We start from the raw sequence: 18,941 nt of genomic DNA, 5'->3' as shown, positions 1-18,941 counted from the left end.
CGCATTGCTTTTAATTAAATGAATTCCAACCCTGTGCGGTTAATGGAATCTTCGTATTATTCCTAGAAATCAAGAATGCACCTTCGTCTTTTCCTGTAGTATGACCTATAACGGTCAAGTTTGGATTGCCCTTAATTTTCGGAAATTCTTTTTGGTCTATAGTAAATAACAATTCATAGTCCTCGCCGCCACTAAGTGCAACAAGTGTGCTGTCCATCTTAAATTCTTCGCAAGCAGAAATTACCGTAGGATCTAACGGAATTTTGTCTTCATACAAGTCAATTCCCAATCCGCTACTCTTGCTTAAATGCAGAATCTCAGATGAAAGTCCGTCACTAATATCGATCATTGATGTTGGGTGAACTTCCAATTGTTTTAATAATTCAGGAATATCCTTTCTTGCTTCTGGTTTCAACTGTCGCTCTACGATATAAGAATAGGGTTCTAGATCGGGCTGGCTATTAGGGTTTACTTTAAACACTTCTTTTTCACGCTCCAATACCTGTAGACCCATGTATGCGGCGCCTAAATCTCCGGTTACTACCAAAAGATCGTTTGGTTTTGCACCTGAGCGGTAAGCGATATCTTCTTCGTTTGCAACGCCAATTGCGGTAACGCTAATCATTAATCCTGTTTTAGATGAGGTTGTATCGCCACCTACTAAATCAACATTGTACGTTTTACATGCTGTAGCCACACCTGCATAAAATTCTTCAAGTGCTTCTAGCGGAAATCTATTAGAAACAGCTAAGGAAACGGTTACTTGTGTAGCTGTTGCGTTCATGGCATAGATATCAGAAAGATTGACCATAATAGATTTATAACCTAAATGCTTTAATGGCATATAGGCAAGGTCAAAATGTACACCTTCTATTAAAAGGTCGGTACTTAGAACTGTTTTAGATTTTTCATAATCTAGCACTGCTGCGTCATCACCAATTCCTTTTACGGTAGATTTTTGAGTAAGCTCAAAATCTTTGGTAAGGTGTTCTATGAGTCCGAATTCACCTAATTTCTCTAACGATGTTCTTTCTTGTTCTTTATCTTCTAGCATGTTGCAAAAATAAGAAGTAAAATAAGATGTATGGCATAAAAATACCCGAAGCTGAAAAGCTTCGGGTTTGCTATTGTAATTATGAATGTGTTTAAGGCTTATCCTACCGTATACCCATCTCTATAGGTACGTTTCACATACTTATTTGCAGGTTCAAAATTGGTGATTTTCATATTCGCTGCATCCCATTGTAGACGTTTTCTACCGTGATACTGTTTACCTCCGCCCCAAAAACTTTGGTTTTCAACTGTGGGGTCAACTTCAAAATATGATTTCAATGCCAAGTTCCCTATTAGTATACTTTCAGTGAATGGTCCGGCATAATCAAAAGAAGAACTAGTTTCAGCATTACCATAACCGGCCATACATGCATTTACCCACTGTAGGTAGTGACCTTCTGGTACACGTGCAATGGTTTGCTCAACTTCAAATTGTTCGTTCAGGGTTAATGGCAATAACCTCGGGTTTGCACCGTAGCAATCTGCCATTAATTTTCCTTTTGTACCAATGAAAAGTACACCACCATCCCAGTTTCCTAAGGCTTCGTCATCACCTAGCTCTTCAGGCCTTTCAGGTAGCAGTCCGCCATCCATCCAAGTGACTTTTATTTTTCCTTTGCCATCCGTTCTTGGGTAGCTTAAGTGTATTTTACTGGAGTTCGGAAAACTCTTAGGGTAGTCTTTGTATTGAAAATTTCCGCTGAATGAATCAGAAACACTGCATTCTACGGTATCAGGATATAAAATTGGAAGAATTCTATATACAGGGTCCATAATATGGCAGGCCATATCACCAAGTGCACCTGTTCCAAAATCTGACCAACCTCTCCAATCAAATGGTAGGTAGGCATTGTTATAATCTCTCATCTGTGCGGTACCCAACCAAAGATCCCAGTTTAGACCTTTTGGAACTTTGTCTTTTTTAGTTGGTGTTTGTAATGCTTGTGGCCAAATAGCTCTATTTGTCCAGCATTTTACGGTATGTACTTCACCAATAATTCCCGTATCATAAATTTCTTTCATGGTACGTACACCGTCACCAGAACCACCTTGGTTACCCATTTGAGTAACCACTTTGAATTTTTTGGCAGCTTCTGTTAACATTCTTGCCTCCCAAATATCATGGGTCAAAGGTTTTTGTACATACACGTGTTTGCCCATTGACATTGCCTGGTAAGCTGCAACGGCGTGGTTGTGATCGGGTGTAGAGACAGAAACGGCATCAATGTTTTTACCTTCTTTATCTAGCATTTCCCTAAAATCGTTGAAATAACTGGCTTTTGGGAATGCTTCTCTAGAGGCAACTGCTTGTCTATTGTCGACATCGGCAAGTGATACGATATTTACATTAGGACTTTCGGCAAAAGAAGCGATATCGCTTTGACCTTTTCCTCCAACTCCGATTCCGGCAATATTTAATTTATCGCTTGGGGCAATGTAGCCTGTTCCTCCAAGAACATGCCTTGGAACGATCATAAAACCGGCTGCCGCCATACCGGTGTTTTTCATGAATTTTCGGCGGGTGTTGTTTTTGTTGTTTGATTTGTTTTGTGACATAAGTTGTTGTTATTTGATTTGGTATTGAAGATAATTGAATTCTTGCAAATTGCCGATAAATGTTTGGTTTAATAATATTTCGTCAATGAGCTTTTGTTGTTTTAATCGTTGATTATAAATTAATTAGAAGATAATCATATTTAGTATTTAATACTTTCTTGGTTTTGGTTTAAATTATGGACAGATTATTAATAATGCAGAATTAAATAAATTTTTGGGTGTTAAAATTTGTAGAAAGTTAACTGTAATTAGGTATCATTTACAGCTATAGTCAGTCGCGGTCAATATAGCGTTTCGAAGATTTTATAATTAAATTTTGATTGAAGACTTGTTAAGTGAACATGTGTTTAATCGATCTTAATTTTAAATATCGACCTTACACCTTCTTGATAGTATTTATCTATGAACTTATACTTTATAATAATGTAAGGTTCTATGGTAAAAAGCTACTTATGGCGTATATTTGTAACCTATTTTAGATTAAATCCAGATATTATGATTCAAGTATCAGAAACGGCTAAACAGAAAGTCATTAACCTTATGACGGAAGAAGGTTTTGATGCTACGACGGATTATGTGCGTGTAGGGGTAAAGAGTGGTGGATGCAGTGGATTATCTTACGAATTAAATTTCGACGATAAAAAAGATGACGCTGATAAAGTATTCGAAGACAACAACGTACGGATTATTGTAGATAAAAAAAGCTTTTTATATTTAGTGGGAACTGTATTGGAATACTCTGGGGGACTCAACGGAAAGGGATTTGTTTTTAACAATCCAAATGCACAAAGAACGTGTGGTTGTGGCGAGAGTTTTTCATTATAGTAGGAAGTGAAGTTTTAAATATGTAAAAAGGATTTGAGTTGTTGTTTTCAACTCGCTTGCCTTTTACTTATTAACGATAACATATGGCATATACAGAAGAAGAATTAAAGAAAGAATTGGAAACCAAAGAGTATGAATATGGTTTCTATACAGATATTGAATCTGAAACTTTCCCTAATGGTTTAAACGAAGAAATCGTTATTGCCATTTCTAAGAAAAAGGGAGAACCAGAATGGATGACACTTTGGAGGCTAGAAGCTTTTAAGTATTGGAAAGAGATGGAAGAGCCTGAATGGGCTAATGTGCATTATCAGAAACCAGATTTTCAGGCAATATCGTATTATTCTGCACCAAAAAAGGCGGATCCGAACAAAACCTTGGACGATGTTGATCCAGAGTTATTGGAGATGTACAAGAAATTAGGTATTTCTGTAGATGAGCAAAAGAAGTTGCAGAATGTAGCAGTCGATATTGTAATGGATTCTGTTTCTGTAGCAACTACATTCAAGAAAACATTGGCTGAAAAAGGTATTATTTTCTGTTCCATTTCAGAGGCTATAAAAGACCATCCAGAATTGGTTAAGAAATATATTGGTTCCGTAGTTCCACAAAGAGACAACTTTTATGCTGCATTGAACTCCGCTGTTTTTTCAGATGGTAGTTTCTGTTACATTCCTAAAGGTGTTCGTTGCCCAATGGAATTGTCTACTTACTTTAGAATTAATCAGGCTGGTACAGGTCAGTTTGAGCGTACTTTGGTTATCGCAGATGAAGATAGTTATGTAAGTTACCTTGAAGGTTGTACAGCACCTTCTAGAGATGAAAATCAATTACATGCCGCAGTTGTAGAGCTTGTTGCTTTAGATGGCGCCGAAATAAAATACTCAACGGTACAAAACTGGTTCCCTGGTAATAAAGAGGGTAAAGGTGGTGTATTCAACTTCGTTACTAAAAGAGCTATTTGCGAAAAGAACGCTAAAGTATCTTGGACACAGGTTGAAACAGGATCTGCAGTAACTTGGAAATATCCTTCTTGTATTTTAAAAGGAGATAATTCTATCGGTGAGTTTTATTCTATTGCCGTAACCAATAATTACCAACAAGCAGATACCGGTACTAAAATGGTACACATTGGTAAAAACACCAAGAGTACAATAATTTCTAAAGGTATTTCTGCTGGTAAATCTCAGAATAGTTATAGAGGATTGGTACAGGTCAATAGCCGTGCAGATGGTGCGCGTAACTTTTCTCAATGCGATTCTTTGCTAATGGGTAACGAGTGTGGTGCACATACTTTCCCATATATTGAAGCAAAGAACAAATCTGCTATGATAGAGCATGAGGCTACCACAAGTAAAATTGGGGAAGACCAAATATTCTATTGTAATCAAAGAGGTATAGATACAGAAAAAGCGATTGCATTGATTGTAAACGGTTTTAGTAAAGAAGTACTGAATAAGCTACCAATGGAGTTTGCTGTAGAAGCACAAAAATTATTGGAAATTAGTTTAGAAGGTTCTGTAGGATAAAAAAGTAATTAAGATTTTAGTAAAACGCCGTAGGCGCCACAATATTTAAAGTAACATATTATGTTGAAAATTAAAGATCTACACGCTAACGTAGACGATAAGGAAATATTAAAAGGAATTAACTTAGAGGTAAAAGCAGGTGAAGTACATGCTATAATGGGACCTAACGGTTCTGGTAAAAGTACATTGGCTTCTGTAATTGCCGGAAACGAGAATTTTGAGGTTACTCAAGGTTCAATTGAGTTAAGTGGTGAAGATTTAGAAGATGTTTCTCCAGAAGAAAGAGCACATAAAGGTGTATTTCTATCTTTTCAATATCCAGTTGAAATTCCAGGTGTTTCCGTTACCAACTTTATGAAAACGGCAATTAATGAATCTCGTAAGGCAAAGGGTCTTGAGGATATGCCAGCTAAAGATATGTTGAAGCTTATTCGTGAGAAATCTGAGTTATTGGAGATTGACCGTAAGTTCTTATCTAGATCATTAAACGAAGGTTTTTCGGGTGGTGAGAAAAAACGTAACGAGATTTTTCAAATGGCAATGTTAGAGCCAAAGGTTGCAATTTTAGATGAAACCGATTCTGGTTTAGATATTGATGCTTTACGTATTGTTGCTAGTGGTGTAAACAAACTGAAGAGTAAGGATAATGCGGTAATCTTAATTACGCACTACCAACGTTTGTTAGAATATATCGTGCCAGATTACGTACACGTTTTACATAATGGAAAAATCGTAAAATCTGGTGGTAAAGAACTTGCCCTAGAGCTTGAAGAAAAAGGATACGACTGGTTAAAGCAAGAAACGGCGGTATAATTAAGTATACAGTATTTAATGGCAGTGATTATTAACTGTCTATACTACTGCAAACTGGCAACTGAAAAAATATGGATTTAAAAGATAAATTGATTTCCTCTTTTATGGCGTTTGAGAACAATGTGGATGTTGAGCATCCGGTACACGATGTTCGTATGGCTGCTATAAAAAACTTTGAAGAAAAAGGATTTCCTTCTAAAAAAGAAGAAGCTTGGAAGTATACTTCATTAAATAGTATTCAAAAAATAGATTTCAGCATCTTTCCAAAAGAACAGAATGCTTTGGAGTATAAGGATGTGAAACCTTATTTTATTCACGAAATCGATACGTATAAGATTGTTTTCGTAGATGGTATTTATAGTTCATACTTGTCTGAAACTACGCATGATGGTGTAGATATCTGTTTAATGAGTGCAGCGCTTACAAAGCCAATGTACAAGCAGGTAATTGATGTATATTTTAATAAAATTGCATCTAAAGATGAGTCGTTAACTACTTTAAACACAGCGTTTAGTAGAGAAGGAGCTTATATTTACATTCCGAAGAATAAAATGCCTAAAAAACCAATTGAAATATTACATTTCTCTACTGGTAATGAGGCTTCTCTTTTATTACAACCAAGAAATTTAATTGTAGTAGAAGAAAATGCTGAGGTTCAAATTATTGAACGTCACCAGAGTTTAACATCAAACGACACACTTACTAATGCAGTAACCGAAATATTCGCTGCAAAAAGTGCTATTGTTGATTTTTATAAAATTCAGAACGATGCGGCTACGGCTTCATTAATCGATAACACCTATGTTGACCAAAAAGACAAAAGTATTGTTAACGTTCATACCTTCTCCTTTGGTGGTAAATTAACGCGTAACAACCTTAACTTTTATCAAAACGGTGAGTATATAGACTCTACTATGAATGGTGTTACTATTCTAGGAGATAAACAGCATGTGGATCATTACACATTAGTGCATCATATACAACCGAATTGTGAAAGTCATCAAGATTATAAAGGAATTTATGGCGACAGCTCTACAGGTGTTTTTAATGGTAAAATTATCGTAGATAAAATTGCCCAAAAGACGAATGCTTTCCAAAAGAATAATAATATTCTTATTAGCGATAAAGCAAGCATCAATTCAAAACCTCAGTTAGAGATTTTTGCCGATGATGTAAAATGTTCTCACGGTTGTACTATTGGTCAGTTAGATGAGGATGCCTTATTCTATTTACAGTCTAGAGGTATACCAAAGAAAGAAGCAAGAGCATTATTGATGTATGCATTTGCTAATAATGTATTATCTACGGTTCGTATTCCTGAACTAAAAGCTAGAATAAATAAATTGATTGCAGAAAAACTAGGGGTAAACCTTGGGTTTGATTTGTAAGATGTTTTAGGTGAGAAATTGATATAAAGGATAGTTATTTAGATAGCTATCCTTTTTTATTTTAATCCGATGTAGAAGTAAATCAGAATTCAATAATATTTGTTTTCATTATCGGGTATCTTTGTATATAAGAAGATTGACTATGTTAGATATTAAAAAAATAAGAGAAGATTTTCCAATTCTTAAGCGAGAAGTAAATGGTAAGCCATTGGTCTATTTAGATAATGCCGCTACATCACAAACTCCGCAGCAGGTTATAGATGTTATTGTAGATTACTATCAAAACTACAACGCAAATATTCACCGTGGGGTGCATACACTTTCTCAAGAAGCTACCGATAAGTATGAGCAGGCGAGAATAAAAATTCAGAAGCATTTTAATGCCGCTAATTCTTATGAGATAATTTTTACTTCGGGAACTACCCATAGTATAAATCTTGTTGCAAACGGTTTCTCATCATTTATAAAAAAAGGGGATGAAGTAATAGTTTCAGCAATGGAGCATCATTCTAACATTGTGCCATGGCAAATGTTATGTGAATGTACAGGGGCTGTCTTAAAAGTTATTCCTATGAATCAAGAAGGGGAATTACTGATGGATGTCTATGAAGACCTATTATCCGATAATACAAAACTGGTTTTCTGTAACCATATTTCAAATGCCTTAGGTACTATCAATCCTATAGAAGAGATTATACAAAAAGCACATAAGGTTGGTGCAGCGGTATTAATTGATGGAGCACAGGCGGCTCCACATTTAGTGGCAGATGTTCAAGCCTTAGATGTTGATTTTTATACTTGTTCTGCTCATAAAATCTGCGGTCCAACAGGTGAAGGTATGTTGTATGGTAAAGAAGAGTGGCTAAATAAATTACCTCCGTATCAAGGTGGTGGTGAAATGATTGCCGAAGTTACTTTTGAGAAAACTACATATGCAGATTTGCCGCATAAATTTGAAGCGGGCACACCAAATATTTGTGGTGGTATCGCTTTTGGTGCCGCATTGGATTATTTGAATGCTATTGGCTTTGAGGAAATTGCTAAATATGAACATGAATTGCTAGAATACGCAACGGAAGAATTACTGAAGATAGACGGACTCAAAATCTACGGTATGGCAAAAAATAAGACTTCTGTAATTTCATTTAATATAGAAGGTATTCACCCGTATGATATGGGTAGTATTTTAGATAAGCTGGGTATTGCGGTGCGTACAGGACACCATTGTGCACAACCTATTATGGATTTCTTTAAAATACCGGGTACCGTTCGTGCTAGTTTCGCTTTTTATAACACAAAAGAAGAAGTAGACGTACTTGTGCAAGGTATACTAAAAGCTAAAAGTATGTTGTTATAACGCAAAGTTTCATAGGTAATGTTAAGGTTTGAAATCCTTCAATTGTTATCGTATTTTTGCATAAAATAAAGCAATGGAAATTAAAGAGATACAAGAAGAGATTATAGACGAATTTTCCATGTTCGATGATTGGATGCAGCGCTATGAATACATGATAGAGTTAGGGAAGTCGCTTCCATTAATCAAAGAAGAATTTAAGACTGACGATAATATTATTAAGGGTTGCCAAAGTAAAGTTTGGGTGCATGCAGATTTAGAAGATAATAAACTGGTTTTTACAGCAGATAGCGATGCTATCATAACAAAAGGTATTATTGCCATTCTAATACGTGTATTTAGCAATCAAAAACCACAAGATATTTTGGATGCCGATACACAATTTATTGATGAAATTGGTTTAAAAGAGCATTTATCGCCAACAAGGGCAAACGGTTTGGTAAGTATGATCAAACAACTGAAGTTATACGCAGTGGCGTATCAAACACAAATTGAAGATTAGAAGATTATGAGTGATGAAAATATAGCTGAAGACAGCGCAGAATTAGGGGAAAAAATCGTTAAGATTTTAAAAACTATATATGATCCAGAAATTCCTGTAGATATCTATGAACTTGGGTTAATCTATGATGTTTTGGTCAATGAAGATAATGAAGTTAAGATTTTAATGACACTTACATCTCCTAACTGTCCGGTTGCCGAAAGTTTACCGGCAGAGGTAGAAGAGAAAGTAAAATCACTCGATGCTATTAAAGATGCTGAAGTGGAAATTACTTTTGATCCACCTTGGACACAAGATTTAATGAGCGAAGAAGCAAAGTTAGAATTAGGACTTCTTTAATAATTAAGGTTCATTTCGATTCAAAATATGCTAGTATGCAAGATGAAATCGTAAATAAAGTTGCCCAGAGCAAACTGATTACTTTTAACTTAGAAGATTACTATCCGAAGGGAAATAGAGTAGTGCTTGATATCAAAGACTGGCTTTTCGAAGGTATTATACTTAAGGAAAAAGAATTTAGGGCTTTTGTAGACGCACATGATTGGTCTCAATATCAAGATGCTTACGTTGCTATGTATTGTTCTTCAGATGCTATAGTGCCAGGTTGGGCGTACCTACTATTAAGCGTTAAGCTTAGTGGTATTGCAAAAAAGGCAATTCAAGGTACTTTGATAGATTTAGAAACTAGCATTTATCAATCTATTATTGAGAATATTGATGTAACAGAGTATCGAGATAAGTTAATTATTATTAAAGGATGCAGCAAAAAACCAGTTCCTGCCAATGCCTATCTCTTTCTGGCAGAGCGCTTAAAACCCCTGGCAAAGTCTATTATGTATGGCGAAGCGTGTTCTTCGGTACCATTATATAAAAGAAAATAACATTTCCTATTTAAAGTTGTAACGAAGTATTATTACCTTTGCGCCACTATAAATTTAAAACATTAATATTATGAAGAAAATTGTAATAACCCTAGCACTTGCTTTTGTTGCAACCGTTGGTTTTTCTCAAACAGAGGAAGAACTTAAAGGTGAATTAAGTGCAGCGAAAGATTCTATCGCAGCAATTCAAGGAAGAGCTGATGCTATTCAAGGTGCAATAGACGCATTGCCAGGTTGGAAAAAAGGAGCATTCGGTACTATTGGTGCTAACCTTAGTAGCTTTAATAACTGGTACGGTCAAGGTACTCCAGATCTATCTTCTGGTAACATTGGTGTAACAGTAAATGCTTTTGCTAATTTAAACGAAGAGAAATTCTTTTGGAGAAACTCTGGTAATTTGAACTTAGCATGGGTAAAGTTCGATGATAAAAACGATGATACTGATGATGACAGTTTCAAAAAAGGAACTGATGTTTTTAACATTACTTCACTTTACGGTAGAAAGCTTAATGAAAAATGGGCGATTTCTGGTTTAGCTGAGTATAGAACTACAATACTAGATAACTTTAACGATCCAGGATACCTTGACTTAGGTGTTGGTGCTACTTGGACTCCTATCGCTGATTTAGTTGTTGTAATTCACCCATTGAACTACAACTTCGTATTTAGTAATGGTGATTCCGTATTTGAATCTTCTTTAGGTGCTAAAATAGTTGCTGATTATACTAAGAAATTTGGAGCGGTTAATTTTAAATCTAACCTTTCTATGTTTCAAAGCTATGAGAGCGGTGATCTTTCGAACACTACTTGGATCAACTCATTTGGTTATACGTTATGGAATGGTATTGGTTTAGGTTTTGAATTCGGTTTGCGTGATAACAAGCAAGAAGCTTTAAATTATGCGATTGATACATTGGGCGAAACGGCTACTACTTTTGAAACTGTAGATAACAAATTACAGACATACTTCTTAGTTGGTCTTAATTATGCATTTTAAGCATTGGTTAAATAACAATTAGTTTATATATAAAAAAAAGCCCTCTATTTAGAGGGCTTTTTTCGGTTAAGTAATTATCGTAAAATTTGGGGTTTTACTTTTAGTTTCCATAAGTTAAATATCGATTTGGGGTCAAGACTTATCTTAAGTACACTGTAAAATTAATGCATATGTTCTTGTTGCAAACAATTTATGTTGTGAACTGGAGCTAGATTGTGGTGAGATTTACCATCGGTTTAATTTCACCGATGAACTACATCTTTTTAGTTATAATTGGCTTCTAATATTGATCTAAATGTTCTGGATATAGAAAATTATTATATGGAAAACGAGTAACATGTATGTCTCTTACTTCATCATAGACACGTTTTCTAAACTCATCTAAATTTTCTTTATTTAAGGCAGAAATAAAAATGGCACGATCACCAACTTTTTCCATCCATGTTTTTTTCCAGTCATTAATGGTAAAATGTCTTCCTGTACGTTCAGTAATTAAATCATCGTCATCAATAGTTTCATTCTCGTATTGATCAATCTTATTGAATACCATGATTACTTTCTTTTCCGAGCTTTTAATTTCAGCTAAAATTTTATTGACAGATTCAATATGCTCATCAAACTGTGGGTGAGAGATGTCTACGACATGCAATAGTAAATCTGCTTCTCGTACTTCATCTAAAGTACTTTTAAAGCTTTCTACTAGCTGTGTTGGTAATTTTCTTATAAACCCAACCGTATCACTCAATAAGAACGGGAGATTGCCTATTACAACCTTTCTAACAGTAGTATCTAATGTGGCGAACAATTTATTCTCTGCGAACACATCACTTTTGCTGATAACATTCATTAAGGTAGATTTTCCCACATTGGTGTAACCTACCAAGGCAACTCTGACCAAAGCGCCACGGTTGCCCCTTTGGGTTTCCATTTGGCGATCGATTTTGTTCAATTTCTTTTTTAATAGGGTAATGCGATCTCGAACGATACGTCTATCTGTTTCAATTTCGGTTTCCCCAGGTCCACGCATACCAATACCTCCTTTTTGTCGCTCAAGGTGTGTCCATAATCCGGTTAGTCTTGGTAGCAAGTATTCGTATTGTGCTAATTCAACTTGCGTTCTAGCATAACTCGTTTGTGCGCGTTGTGCAAAGATGTCTAATATTAAACTGGTACGATCAATGATTTTGCATCGTAGTTGTTTTTCTATATTACGTTGTTGACCAGGTGTTAGTTCATCATCAAAAATTACTGAACCTATTTCATTTTTTTCCACATACTTTTCAATCTCTTCCATTTTACCCGTTCCAATCATGGTTTTTGGGTTGGGTACATCCATACGTTGGGTAAAACGTTTACATACTTCTCCGCCAGCGGTATAAGTTAGAAACTCTAGTTCGTCTAAATATTCCTTAACCTTTTCCTCATTTTGGTCTTTATTGATTATACCAATAAGAACCGCTTTTTCATAATCTACCTTTTTCTTTTCTATCATAATATTGTAAAGTGCAAAATTAAGCAATTACCCATAAGCTATTTCGTATTTTTATTGACTCGATAATCGAGATTATATGCTCTGAAGCTTTTCAAGGAATAATATAAAAATATTTCTCGATAGGTTCTCTGCTTCGCTAAAGCGAATTACTCATTAAAATGATACATGCGATTTCCATTTTTTAAGAAAAAAACGAAAAAACAGCGTTATACGGTTGCTTTCTACAATTTAGAAAATCTATTTGATCCAGAACGTAATACTAAAATTCTAGATAAAGATTATACCCCTAATGGTGCCAAAAATTGGACAGTAGAACGCTATGAGCGTAAACTTGATAAATTAGCAAAGACCATCGTTAAGATTGGTGATGAAGATCATCCATACCCACCTGCTTTAATAGGTGTCGCCGAGGCTGAAAATAATAGTGTGTTTAAAGCACTGTTAGATACTGATGCTATGGATGATTTGGATTATGGATTTGTACATTACGATTCGCCCGATGAAAGGGGCATTGATACAGGTCTTATTTATAGAAAGCGATTTTTTAAGGTATTGCATTCAGAACCCTTAACATTACTGGTCGATAACCCTGGTGGCGTTAGAGATACCACTAGAGATATACTATATGTAAAAGGTGAGTTGAATAAAGAACTAGTGCATGTTTTTGTCAATCATTGGCCGTCTAGGCGAGACGGTGGTGTAGAGACCGAGTATAAACGTGTTATCGCTGCGAAAGAAATTACTCAGAAAATCGAGATTATCAGGGAAACCGAATTAGATCCAAATATCATTGTTATGGGTGATTTTAATGACGACCCTTCTTCAAAGAGTATGCAGATTTTAAAAGAAGGTGCCTCTATGTACAATCCTTTTGAGTCTTTGCATATACCTAATACTAAAGGTTCTTCCGTATACGGCAATAAGTGGAATATGTTCGATCAGATCTTGATTTCCAATTCTTTTTTTAATTATGAAAAGAATACCCATAGTTTTGATTCTGCTGCTATTTATGATCATAAATCGCTTAAAGAAAAGACAGGGAAGTATAAGGGAACACCCTATAGAACATTTGTTTCAGACAGATATATGGGCGGATATAGCGATCATTTTCCAGTCTATGCCATGTTTACACATAACCTTTAATGTATTTAAAAGAGAGAAAAACCCTACACATCATAAAATGATGTTTTCACAACATGTTTATCGAAACGCTTAGGTAATTCATCGAATAAATGTGTTCATTCATCGAACACTCGGTCTGGTTTATATATTTGTAGTCCAAATCTTACAGTAATAACCTACCGATGAATACCTACCATTCAAACTACCGTACAAGTAGTATCCTTATGATACTTTTATTTATGTTTTCAGCAGTATACAGCGTTAACGGGCAAACTGCTCAACAACGATTAAAAATTGCGGCAAAAAATAAGAAAACCGAATTAGCCAACTTCAAAACCAGTTTAGTATCTGATTATGCACTTGAAAAAGCACGGTTAGATAAGGCTGTGAAAATGAACAATTGGAAAATTAAGGAGACCCTTTCAAATGGTAAGAAAATAGAATTACAAAGTATAGGTGAAGATGGTAGTCCTTTATACTACGAAACGTATTCTGATGAGGCTGGGTTGGTTTCTAGAGCAAGTACATTGAATACCGACGGTTTGATGGGACTACATTTAGATGGTGACGGTATGAAAGTTGGTGTTTGGGATGCAGGTGTTGCCTTGAACAATCATGTAGAATATACTTCTAGACTAACAATTGGTGATAACGACGCAGAAGTAGATGCACATGCAACTAGGGTTTCTGGTAGTATAATATCAACAGGTCTTAAGAAAGATGCTAAAGGTGTGGCTAATATGGCTAAAATAGTATCTCATGATTGGACAAGGGATAAAATAGAAGTAACTGAAGCTGCGGCAAACGGACTCCTACTTTCTAACCATTCTTATGGTATAATGGCGGATCGTGTACCAGACTGGTATTTTGGTGCTTATACCAAAGTTGCACAAGACTGGGATAAAATTATGTATAACGCCCCATATTATTTAATGGTTACCGCTGCGGGTAATGCGCAAAAAAGTGGAGATAACGAAACTCCTAGTTACGGTAGTACTGCAGATGGTTTTGATGTATTATTGGGTTTTACTATTTCAAAGAATAATATTACCGTTGCAGGTGCGAATTCTAGTATTGATAATAACGGTAACTTAAAAAGCGCCGATGTTTCTACTTATAGTAGCTTTGGTCCTGTAGATGATGGTAGAATTAAGCCAGACATTGCAGGTAATGGTGGTTCTGTACTTTCTACTGATTCTGCTAGTAATACAAGTTATGATACTTCTTCAGGCACTTCAATGGCAACACCTGGTGTTACCGGTTCATTATTGTTATTACAACAATATAACCAAGAGTTATACGGTGAGTATATGAAAGCGGCGACACTAAAAGGTTTGGCATTGCATACTGCAGATGATATTGATGATCAAGGTCCAGATTATAAAATGGGCTGGGGAATTATGAATGCAAAAAATGCAGCTGAGGTATTGAATAACAAAGATTTTTCTAGTCATATAGCTGAAGAGTCTTTAGAAAATGGAAATTCGTTTTCATTTGATGTAACAGCAGCCGGTAACGAAACCTTAATTGCATCTATTTCATGGACAGATGTTGAGTCTAGTTTCATCAATTCTGGAGAGTTGAATGCTACAACAGCTGCTTTAGTAAATGATCTTGATATTAGAATTACACAAAACGGTCAAACATTTTTTCCTTGGAAATTGAATCCTGCGCAAGCGAATAGCGCTGCTACCAAAGGTGATAACTTAGTAGATCCTTTTGAAAGAATTGAAATACCTAATGCAGAAGGTATTTATACTATCACCGTAACACATAAAGGTGAACTTGAAAATATGGTACAAGACTTTTCATTCATTGTATCTGGTGTTATGATGACAACATGCTCTATTAGTGCTCCAGAAACAATCAATTTAAAAGAAACTGAAACATCTAGTGTAAATCTTACCTGGAATGCTTCAGAAGATGCTCTTTATGAAATTCAATATAAAGAAGTAAACCAAGAAGAATGGGTTACGGAATATATTTCTGTAAATAATTTTAGTTGGAAAGCTTTATTGTTAGACACTACCTATTCTTTTAGATTAAGAACGTTCTGTTCTCAAAATATAGCTTCTGAATACAGTGATGTTGCCACATTTACTTTTAAAGGAGAAGAAACAGAATTAGAAATTTTAAATGCCTTAAGTACCGATTCTGAAATTCCCTTTAATGTTTATCCAAACCCTGCAGTTGATGAAATACAGTTAAATATTCAAACTACTGAAAATACAATGTACAGAATAATGAGTACAAGCGGTGTAGAATTAAAAATGGCCTCGGCTACCAATTCTAGAATTAACGTTTCTGATCTTCCTTCAGGCTTGTATATTCTGCAGATTCAAGATTTAGACATCAATAAAACAACGAAATTCTATAAATACTAATACTTTTATTTTATCCTTCTTGATTGTGTGGTAAAAGAGAGACCTTGTTGCCCTACTGTAGAATTCATAATGCCCTCAAATAAAGGTTCAGAACACCCTTTAGGTGTATGCCATTCAAAAATAAAATTAGATCCGGTACCGCCCTCTACGTCCATCTCATCAATAATAATTTCAGCTGTTTCTAACGGAGCTAAGTAAATGGTATGATTGAAGTAATCTCTTAAAGAAACACCATGAGTATCGTAGTATGCCGCTTTTGAAAGATATATAGTATCGGTGTCACTAGTATTGCGTAAACTGACCATCGCAGTTAAATTATGTGTTTTATGCTCAGAACTACTATAAATTTGAGAGTAAATAGACAAATAAGACTTGCCGTATTCTAAAGAATCTTTAACATTAATAGTCGCCTTTCTCTTCGTCCAGTTTTCAGGATTTATAGAACTTATTTCCTTTTCTTGAACACAGCTTGCTACTAAGACCACTATAGAGAATAATAAGATGATTTTTTTCATAGGTAAGGTTCTTTTAGAACGATTGATGGTACTAGCAAAATTACATCATTAGTACTATTTTTATATCGCTAGATGCTAATTTTAACGAGATTCTACTAATTGTCGACTTTCTTTACTTCGGCATCTGTTAAAAGATCTTTGTTTCGTAATCTTAAATATACTTGCGCTGTGGTTAAAACATCTAATTCGCAATAGGTAACAATACGTTTCAAATCGTTTTGCTCATAATATACCACACGCACCATACTGCCATCAATATCTTCTTTAGGGGAAGGTATACCTAGCACATGTGCCATAAGTTTTAAAGAAGTATAATGCTTGTAGTCGCCAAATTTCCATAGCTCCATCGTGTCTATATGTGGTATCTCCCATGGTTTTTTACCAAATAAATCTAATTTGTGAGGTAATGTGATACCATGAATAATCATTCTTCTCGCTATATATGGAAAATCGAATTCTTTTCCATTATGTGCACAGAGTACATTTTTGGCATGATTAAAATGCTCGTCTAACAGGTTTTTAAAATCTTGCAAAAGTGTAGCTTCTTCACCATGAAAAGTGGTGATTCTAAAACTACGTACCTCTTTTTGAAATGTAAAATATCCTACGGATATGCAAATGATTTTTCCGAATTCAGCCCATATGCCCGCACGCTCGTAAAAGGCTTTTGCGGTTACTTCATCTTTTCTTTGATATTGCGATTTGTGTGCCCACAATTCTTTTGTGGTTTCGTCTAACTGATCAAATGAACTTTTTTCAGGTACGGTCTCAATATCTAAAAACAAGATGTCTTCAAGATGTATTTTATCGGGCATAGAAAGGTAAGATACTAATAAGTAAGAAATTATGACAATTATACTAACCCACAGTGTTTAATCTTTTATATAATAGAGATAAAAAATTGATATACTTTTTTAAGTTTTATGGTTTATAATGAAGTATAATCAAAGAAGAAATTTGATGTAAAGTATAAGACTTGAAAAATTAGTAACCGACCTTGCAGTCTGTTTTTAATGGTTAAAACGAGATTTACTTTTTTGAAATTAACGATACCGAGTAGAATTATATCGGTTAAGTACAAAGATTACCGAATTGAACGGCTGTATTAATTGGTTAACAAACCAAGTGGTTTGTATTTTAATATATGCAGATTTAGTTTTTTGCCTGTCGGCACCAAAATTTGTTGCTAATTGAGCGTACTTGATTGGGTTACCAGATTCTTAATGAAATAAAAAGCGATTTAGATCAAAAGCCAAATCGCTGCAGCTTTTATAAAATGTTGTACTCATTTTATTATTGTTTTTTTCTAATCGTTTCATACTTGGTAATAAAGCCGTTATTGTTTTTGTCACTATTTTTAAAATTCTCTTTGTTTTCCTTTAGATTCAGATTTAGATATTTTACCATTATTATTTGAATCCATATTATTGGGCATATTCGTAAAACTTAGAGCTGAATTTGAGGTCTGTTTTTTTGTTGGTTTTTGTTTTGCCTTCTTGCTGTTTTACCTCTTCCTCCTCCAATTTTAAAATCATTACTCGGTGTTCCCATAAAACATCTACTGGCCGAAGGAAATTCATCTGAAACAATATAGTAATAGGTACCTTTAGGGAATTCTGGTGTCACTCCTGTTCTTTCGTTACATTCATTTAAATCACCAAAACTATCTTGAAATTCGTAATCGCATGCAAGTTTTCCAAAATATGCACCGTTTGGCGTAGAAATACGATTACCAGGTCTTTGGTCTTGTTTTAGGGTTTAGCTAGATTTTTTTATAAATCCACTTTTCGTTAATGTCCATTTTACCTTTGAACTTTTATCTAGATAAAAGCCCTTGTCTTCGTCAAATTCGTATTGGTTATAAGATAAAGTTTTAGTTTCTTTAGAATATTTCATTTCGATTTCTCCGTTTCTACTTGCACCTGCATCAATTTCGTTCTTATTATTGAAAATAGAATCACATTTTACAAGAGTATTATCTGAAATTTTAAACACTCTGGCAATTTGATAAATGTGGTTACCACAATGACCGCCATACCCAATAATCAAGTAATGTGGTTGGTTATTAATTTCAATCTCATGCAAATTTAATAGGTATAGATCTTCGTCATAATCTGCAGTAATTTCTTCTAAGTTGATTATTTTAATTTCATTCGATCTTGTTTTAAATTGTGCAAATGTAGTTGATGTCCATCTGCAGCCGCTGTTTCTTTCATCCCAACAGTACAGCCTAAGTAAATTGTCATCACTTTTTTTTATTGTTATATATTTTGATAAACTATCGGATGGGTTAGTGAAACTAGATGTGTTTGTAAGTTCGACTTTAACCCTTTCTTTTAGAAAAGGTAGAATATGGTCAGCAAGTTCTAAATCTGCTGATTTAAATGATTTAAATGTGGATGTCAATAATTGGTCAGAATAATTCTCGCTGGTTTGTCCCATTAAAATATGAAACCCAAGAATAGATATTAGTGTAAAAAAAGTTGTTTTCATCGTTGTTTTTTTAATGCCAAAGATTATCTGTTATAT

Annotated in this window: 18 protein-coding genes; 11 read left to right on the top strand and 7 right to left on the bottom strand. The window is 34.8% G+C overall.

Annotated elements, in window-relative coordinates:
• Positions 1-10: 10 nt before the first annotated feature.
• Together thiL and ACJJVP_RS05135 are read right to left on the bottom strand one after the other, a co-directional pair.
• A complete protein-coding gene (gene thiL, locus ACJJVP_RS05140) occupies positions 11-1,054 on the bottom strand; it encodes a thiamine-phosphate kinase (protein WP_405411367.1) in 1,044 nt (347 codons plus the stop codon).
• A gap of 98 nt (positions 1,055-1,152) precedes the next feature.
• On the bottom strand, positions 1,153-2,610 hold the full coding sequence (locus tag ACJJVP_RS05135) for a Gfo/Idh/MocA family protein (protein ID WP_405411365.1): 1,458 nt from the start codon (positions 2,608-2,610) through the stop codon (positions 1,153-1,155).
• Between the two features lie 495 nt (positions 2,611-3,105).
• On the opposite strand from ACJJVP_RS05135, the gene ACJJVP_RS05130 reads away from it, so the two are divergent.
• The 9 genes from ACJJVP_RS05130 (at position 3,106) to ACJJVP_RS05090 (ending at position 10,899) form a co-directional block, all read left to right on the top strand.
• Positions 3,106-3,435 carry an iron-sulfur cluster assembly accessory protein gene (locus ACJJVP_RS05130; protein ID WP_073241609.1) on the top strand — a complete coding sequence of 110 codons (330 nt, stop codon included), beginning with the start codon at positions 3,106-3,108 and terminating at the stop codon, positions 3,433-3,435.
• An 83-nt stretch (positions 3,436-3,518) separates the two neighbouring features.
• Positions 3,519-4,964 (top strand): Fe-S cluster assembly protein SufB, encoded by a 1,446-nt coding sequence (gene sufB / locus ACJJVP_RS05125; protein WP_405411362.1) that lies wholly within the window; start codon positions 3,519-3,521, stop codon positions 4,962-4,964.
• Positions 4,965-5,024: 60 nt separating this feature from the next.
• Positions 5,025-5,777 carry a Fe-S cluster assembly ATPase SufC gene (gene sufC, locus ACJJVP_RS05120; RefSeq protein WP_036151120.1) on the top strand — a complete coding sequence of 251 codons (753 nt, stop codon included), beginning with the start codon at positions 5,025-5,027 and terminating at the stop codon, positions 5,775-5,777.
• 71 nt (positions 5,778-5,848) lie between these two features.
• The gene (sufD, locus tag ACJJVP_RS05115; RefSeq protein WP_405411359.1) at positions 5,849-7,165 is read left to right on the top strand and encodes a Fe-S cluster assembly protein SufD; all 1,317 of its coding nucleotides are present in this window, start codon (positions 5,849-5,851) and stop codon (positions 7,163-7,165) included.
• A gap of 142 nt (positions 7,166-7,307) precedes the next feature.
• Entirely contained in the window at positions 7,308-8,522 is a 1,215-nt protein-coding gene (locus ACJJVP_RS05110; RefSeq protein ID WP_405411358.1) for an aminotransferase class V-fold PLP-dependent enzyme, read from the top strand.
• Between the two features lie 73 nt (positions 8,523-8,595).
• Entirely contained in the window at positions 8,596-9,021 is a 426-nt protein-coding gene (locus ACJJVP_RS05105) for a SufE family protein (RefSeq protein ID WP_405411356.1), read from the top strand.
• A 6-nt stretch (positions 9,022-9,027) separates the two neighbouring features.
• Positions 9,028-9,360, top strand: coding sequence for an SUF system Fe-S cluster assembly protein (locus tag ACJJVP_RS05100; protein ID WP_036151130.1), 333 nt, complete (start codon positions 9,028-9,030; stop codon positions 9,358-9,360).
• Positions 9,361-9,395: 35 nt separating this feature from the next.
• Positions 9,396-9,902, top strand: coding sequence for a DUF2480 family protein (locus ACJJVP_RS05095; RefSeq protein ID WP_405411353.1), 507 nt, complete (start codon positions 9,396-9,398; stop codon positions 9,900-9,902).
• 70 nt (positions 9,903-9,972) lie between these two features.
• Positions 9,973-10,899: a DUF3078 domain-containing protein gene (locus ACJJVP_RS05090; RefSeq protein WP_405411350.1), complete on the top strand. Its 927-nt coding sequence runs from the start codon at positions 9,973-9,975 to the stop codon at positions 10,897-10,899.
• A 280-nt stretch (positions 10,900-11,179) separates the two neighbouring features.
• Here ACJJVP_RS05090 and hflX read toward each other — a convergent pair whose 3' ends face one another.
• Positions 11,180-12,391: a GTPase HflX gene (hflX, locus tag ACJJVP_RS05085; RefSeq protein ID WP_405411348.1), complete on the bottom strand. Its 1,212-nt coding sequence runs from the start codon at positions 12,389-12,391 to the stop codon at positions 11,180-11,182.
• 165 nt (positions 12,392-12,556) lie between these two features.
• On the opposite strand from hflX, the gene ACJJVP_RS05080 reads away from it, so the two are divergent.
• Positions 12,557-13,534, top strand: coding sequence for an endonuclease (locus ACJJVP_RS05080; RefSeq protein WP_405411346.1), 978 nt, complete (start codon positions 12,557-12,559; stop codon positions 13,532-13,534).
• A gap of 203 nt (positions 13,535-13,737) precedes the next feature.
• Entirely contained in the window at positions 13,738-15,897 is a 2,160-nt protein-coding gene (locus ACJJVP_RS05075; protein ID WP_405411344.1) for a S8 family serine peptidase, read from the top strand.
• A gap of 5 nt (positions 15,898-15,902) precedes the next feature.
• On the opposite strand, the gene ACJJVP_RS05070 is transcribed toward ACJJVP_RS05075, so the two are convergent.
• The 4 genes from ACJJVP_RS05070 to ACJJVP_RS05055 form a co-directional block, all read right to left on the bottom strand.
• Positions 15,903-16,412: a DUF3124 domain-containing protein gene (locus ACJJVP_RS05070; RefSeq protein ID WP_405411342.1), complete on the bottom strand. Its 510-nt coding sequence runs from the start codon at positions 16,410-16,412 to the stop codon at positions 15,903-15,905.
• 95 nt (positions 16,413-16,507) lie between these two features.
• Positions 16,508-17,227 (bottom strand): 3'-5' exonuclease, encoded by a 720-nt coding sequence (locus ACJJVP_RS05065; protein ID WP_405411340.1) that lies wholly within the window; start codon positions 17,225-17,227, stop codon positions 16,508-16,510.
• 631 nt (positions 17,228-17,858) lie between these two features.
• Positions 17,859-18,137: a YHYH protein gene (locus ACJJVP_RS05060; RefSeq protein ID WP_405416137.1), complete on the bottom strand. Its 279-nt coding sequence runs from the start codon at positions 18,135-18,137 to the stop codon at positions 17,859-17,861.
• Between the two features lie 33 nt (positions 18,138-18,170).
• Positions 18,171-18,905, bottom strand: a complete 735-nt coding sequence (locus ACJJVP_RS05055) for a hypothetical protein (RefSeq protein ID WP_405411337.1) — start codon at positions 18,903-18,905, stop codon at positions 18,171-18,173.
• Positions 18,906-18,941: the final 36 nt, after the last annotated feature.

Origin of the sequence: Maribacter sp. Asnod1-A12 (genome assembly GCF_045063735.1) — a bacterium.
In the GTDB taxonomy this organism is placed as follows: Bacteria; Bacteroidota; Bacteroidia; order Flavobacteriales; family Flavobacteriaceae; genus Maribacter.
The sequence above is the reverse complement of the archived record's forward strand: the minus strand, read 5'-3'. Positions and strand labels throughout refer to the sequence as shown.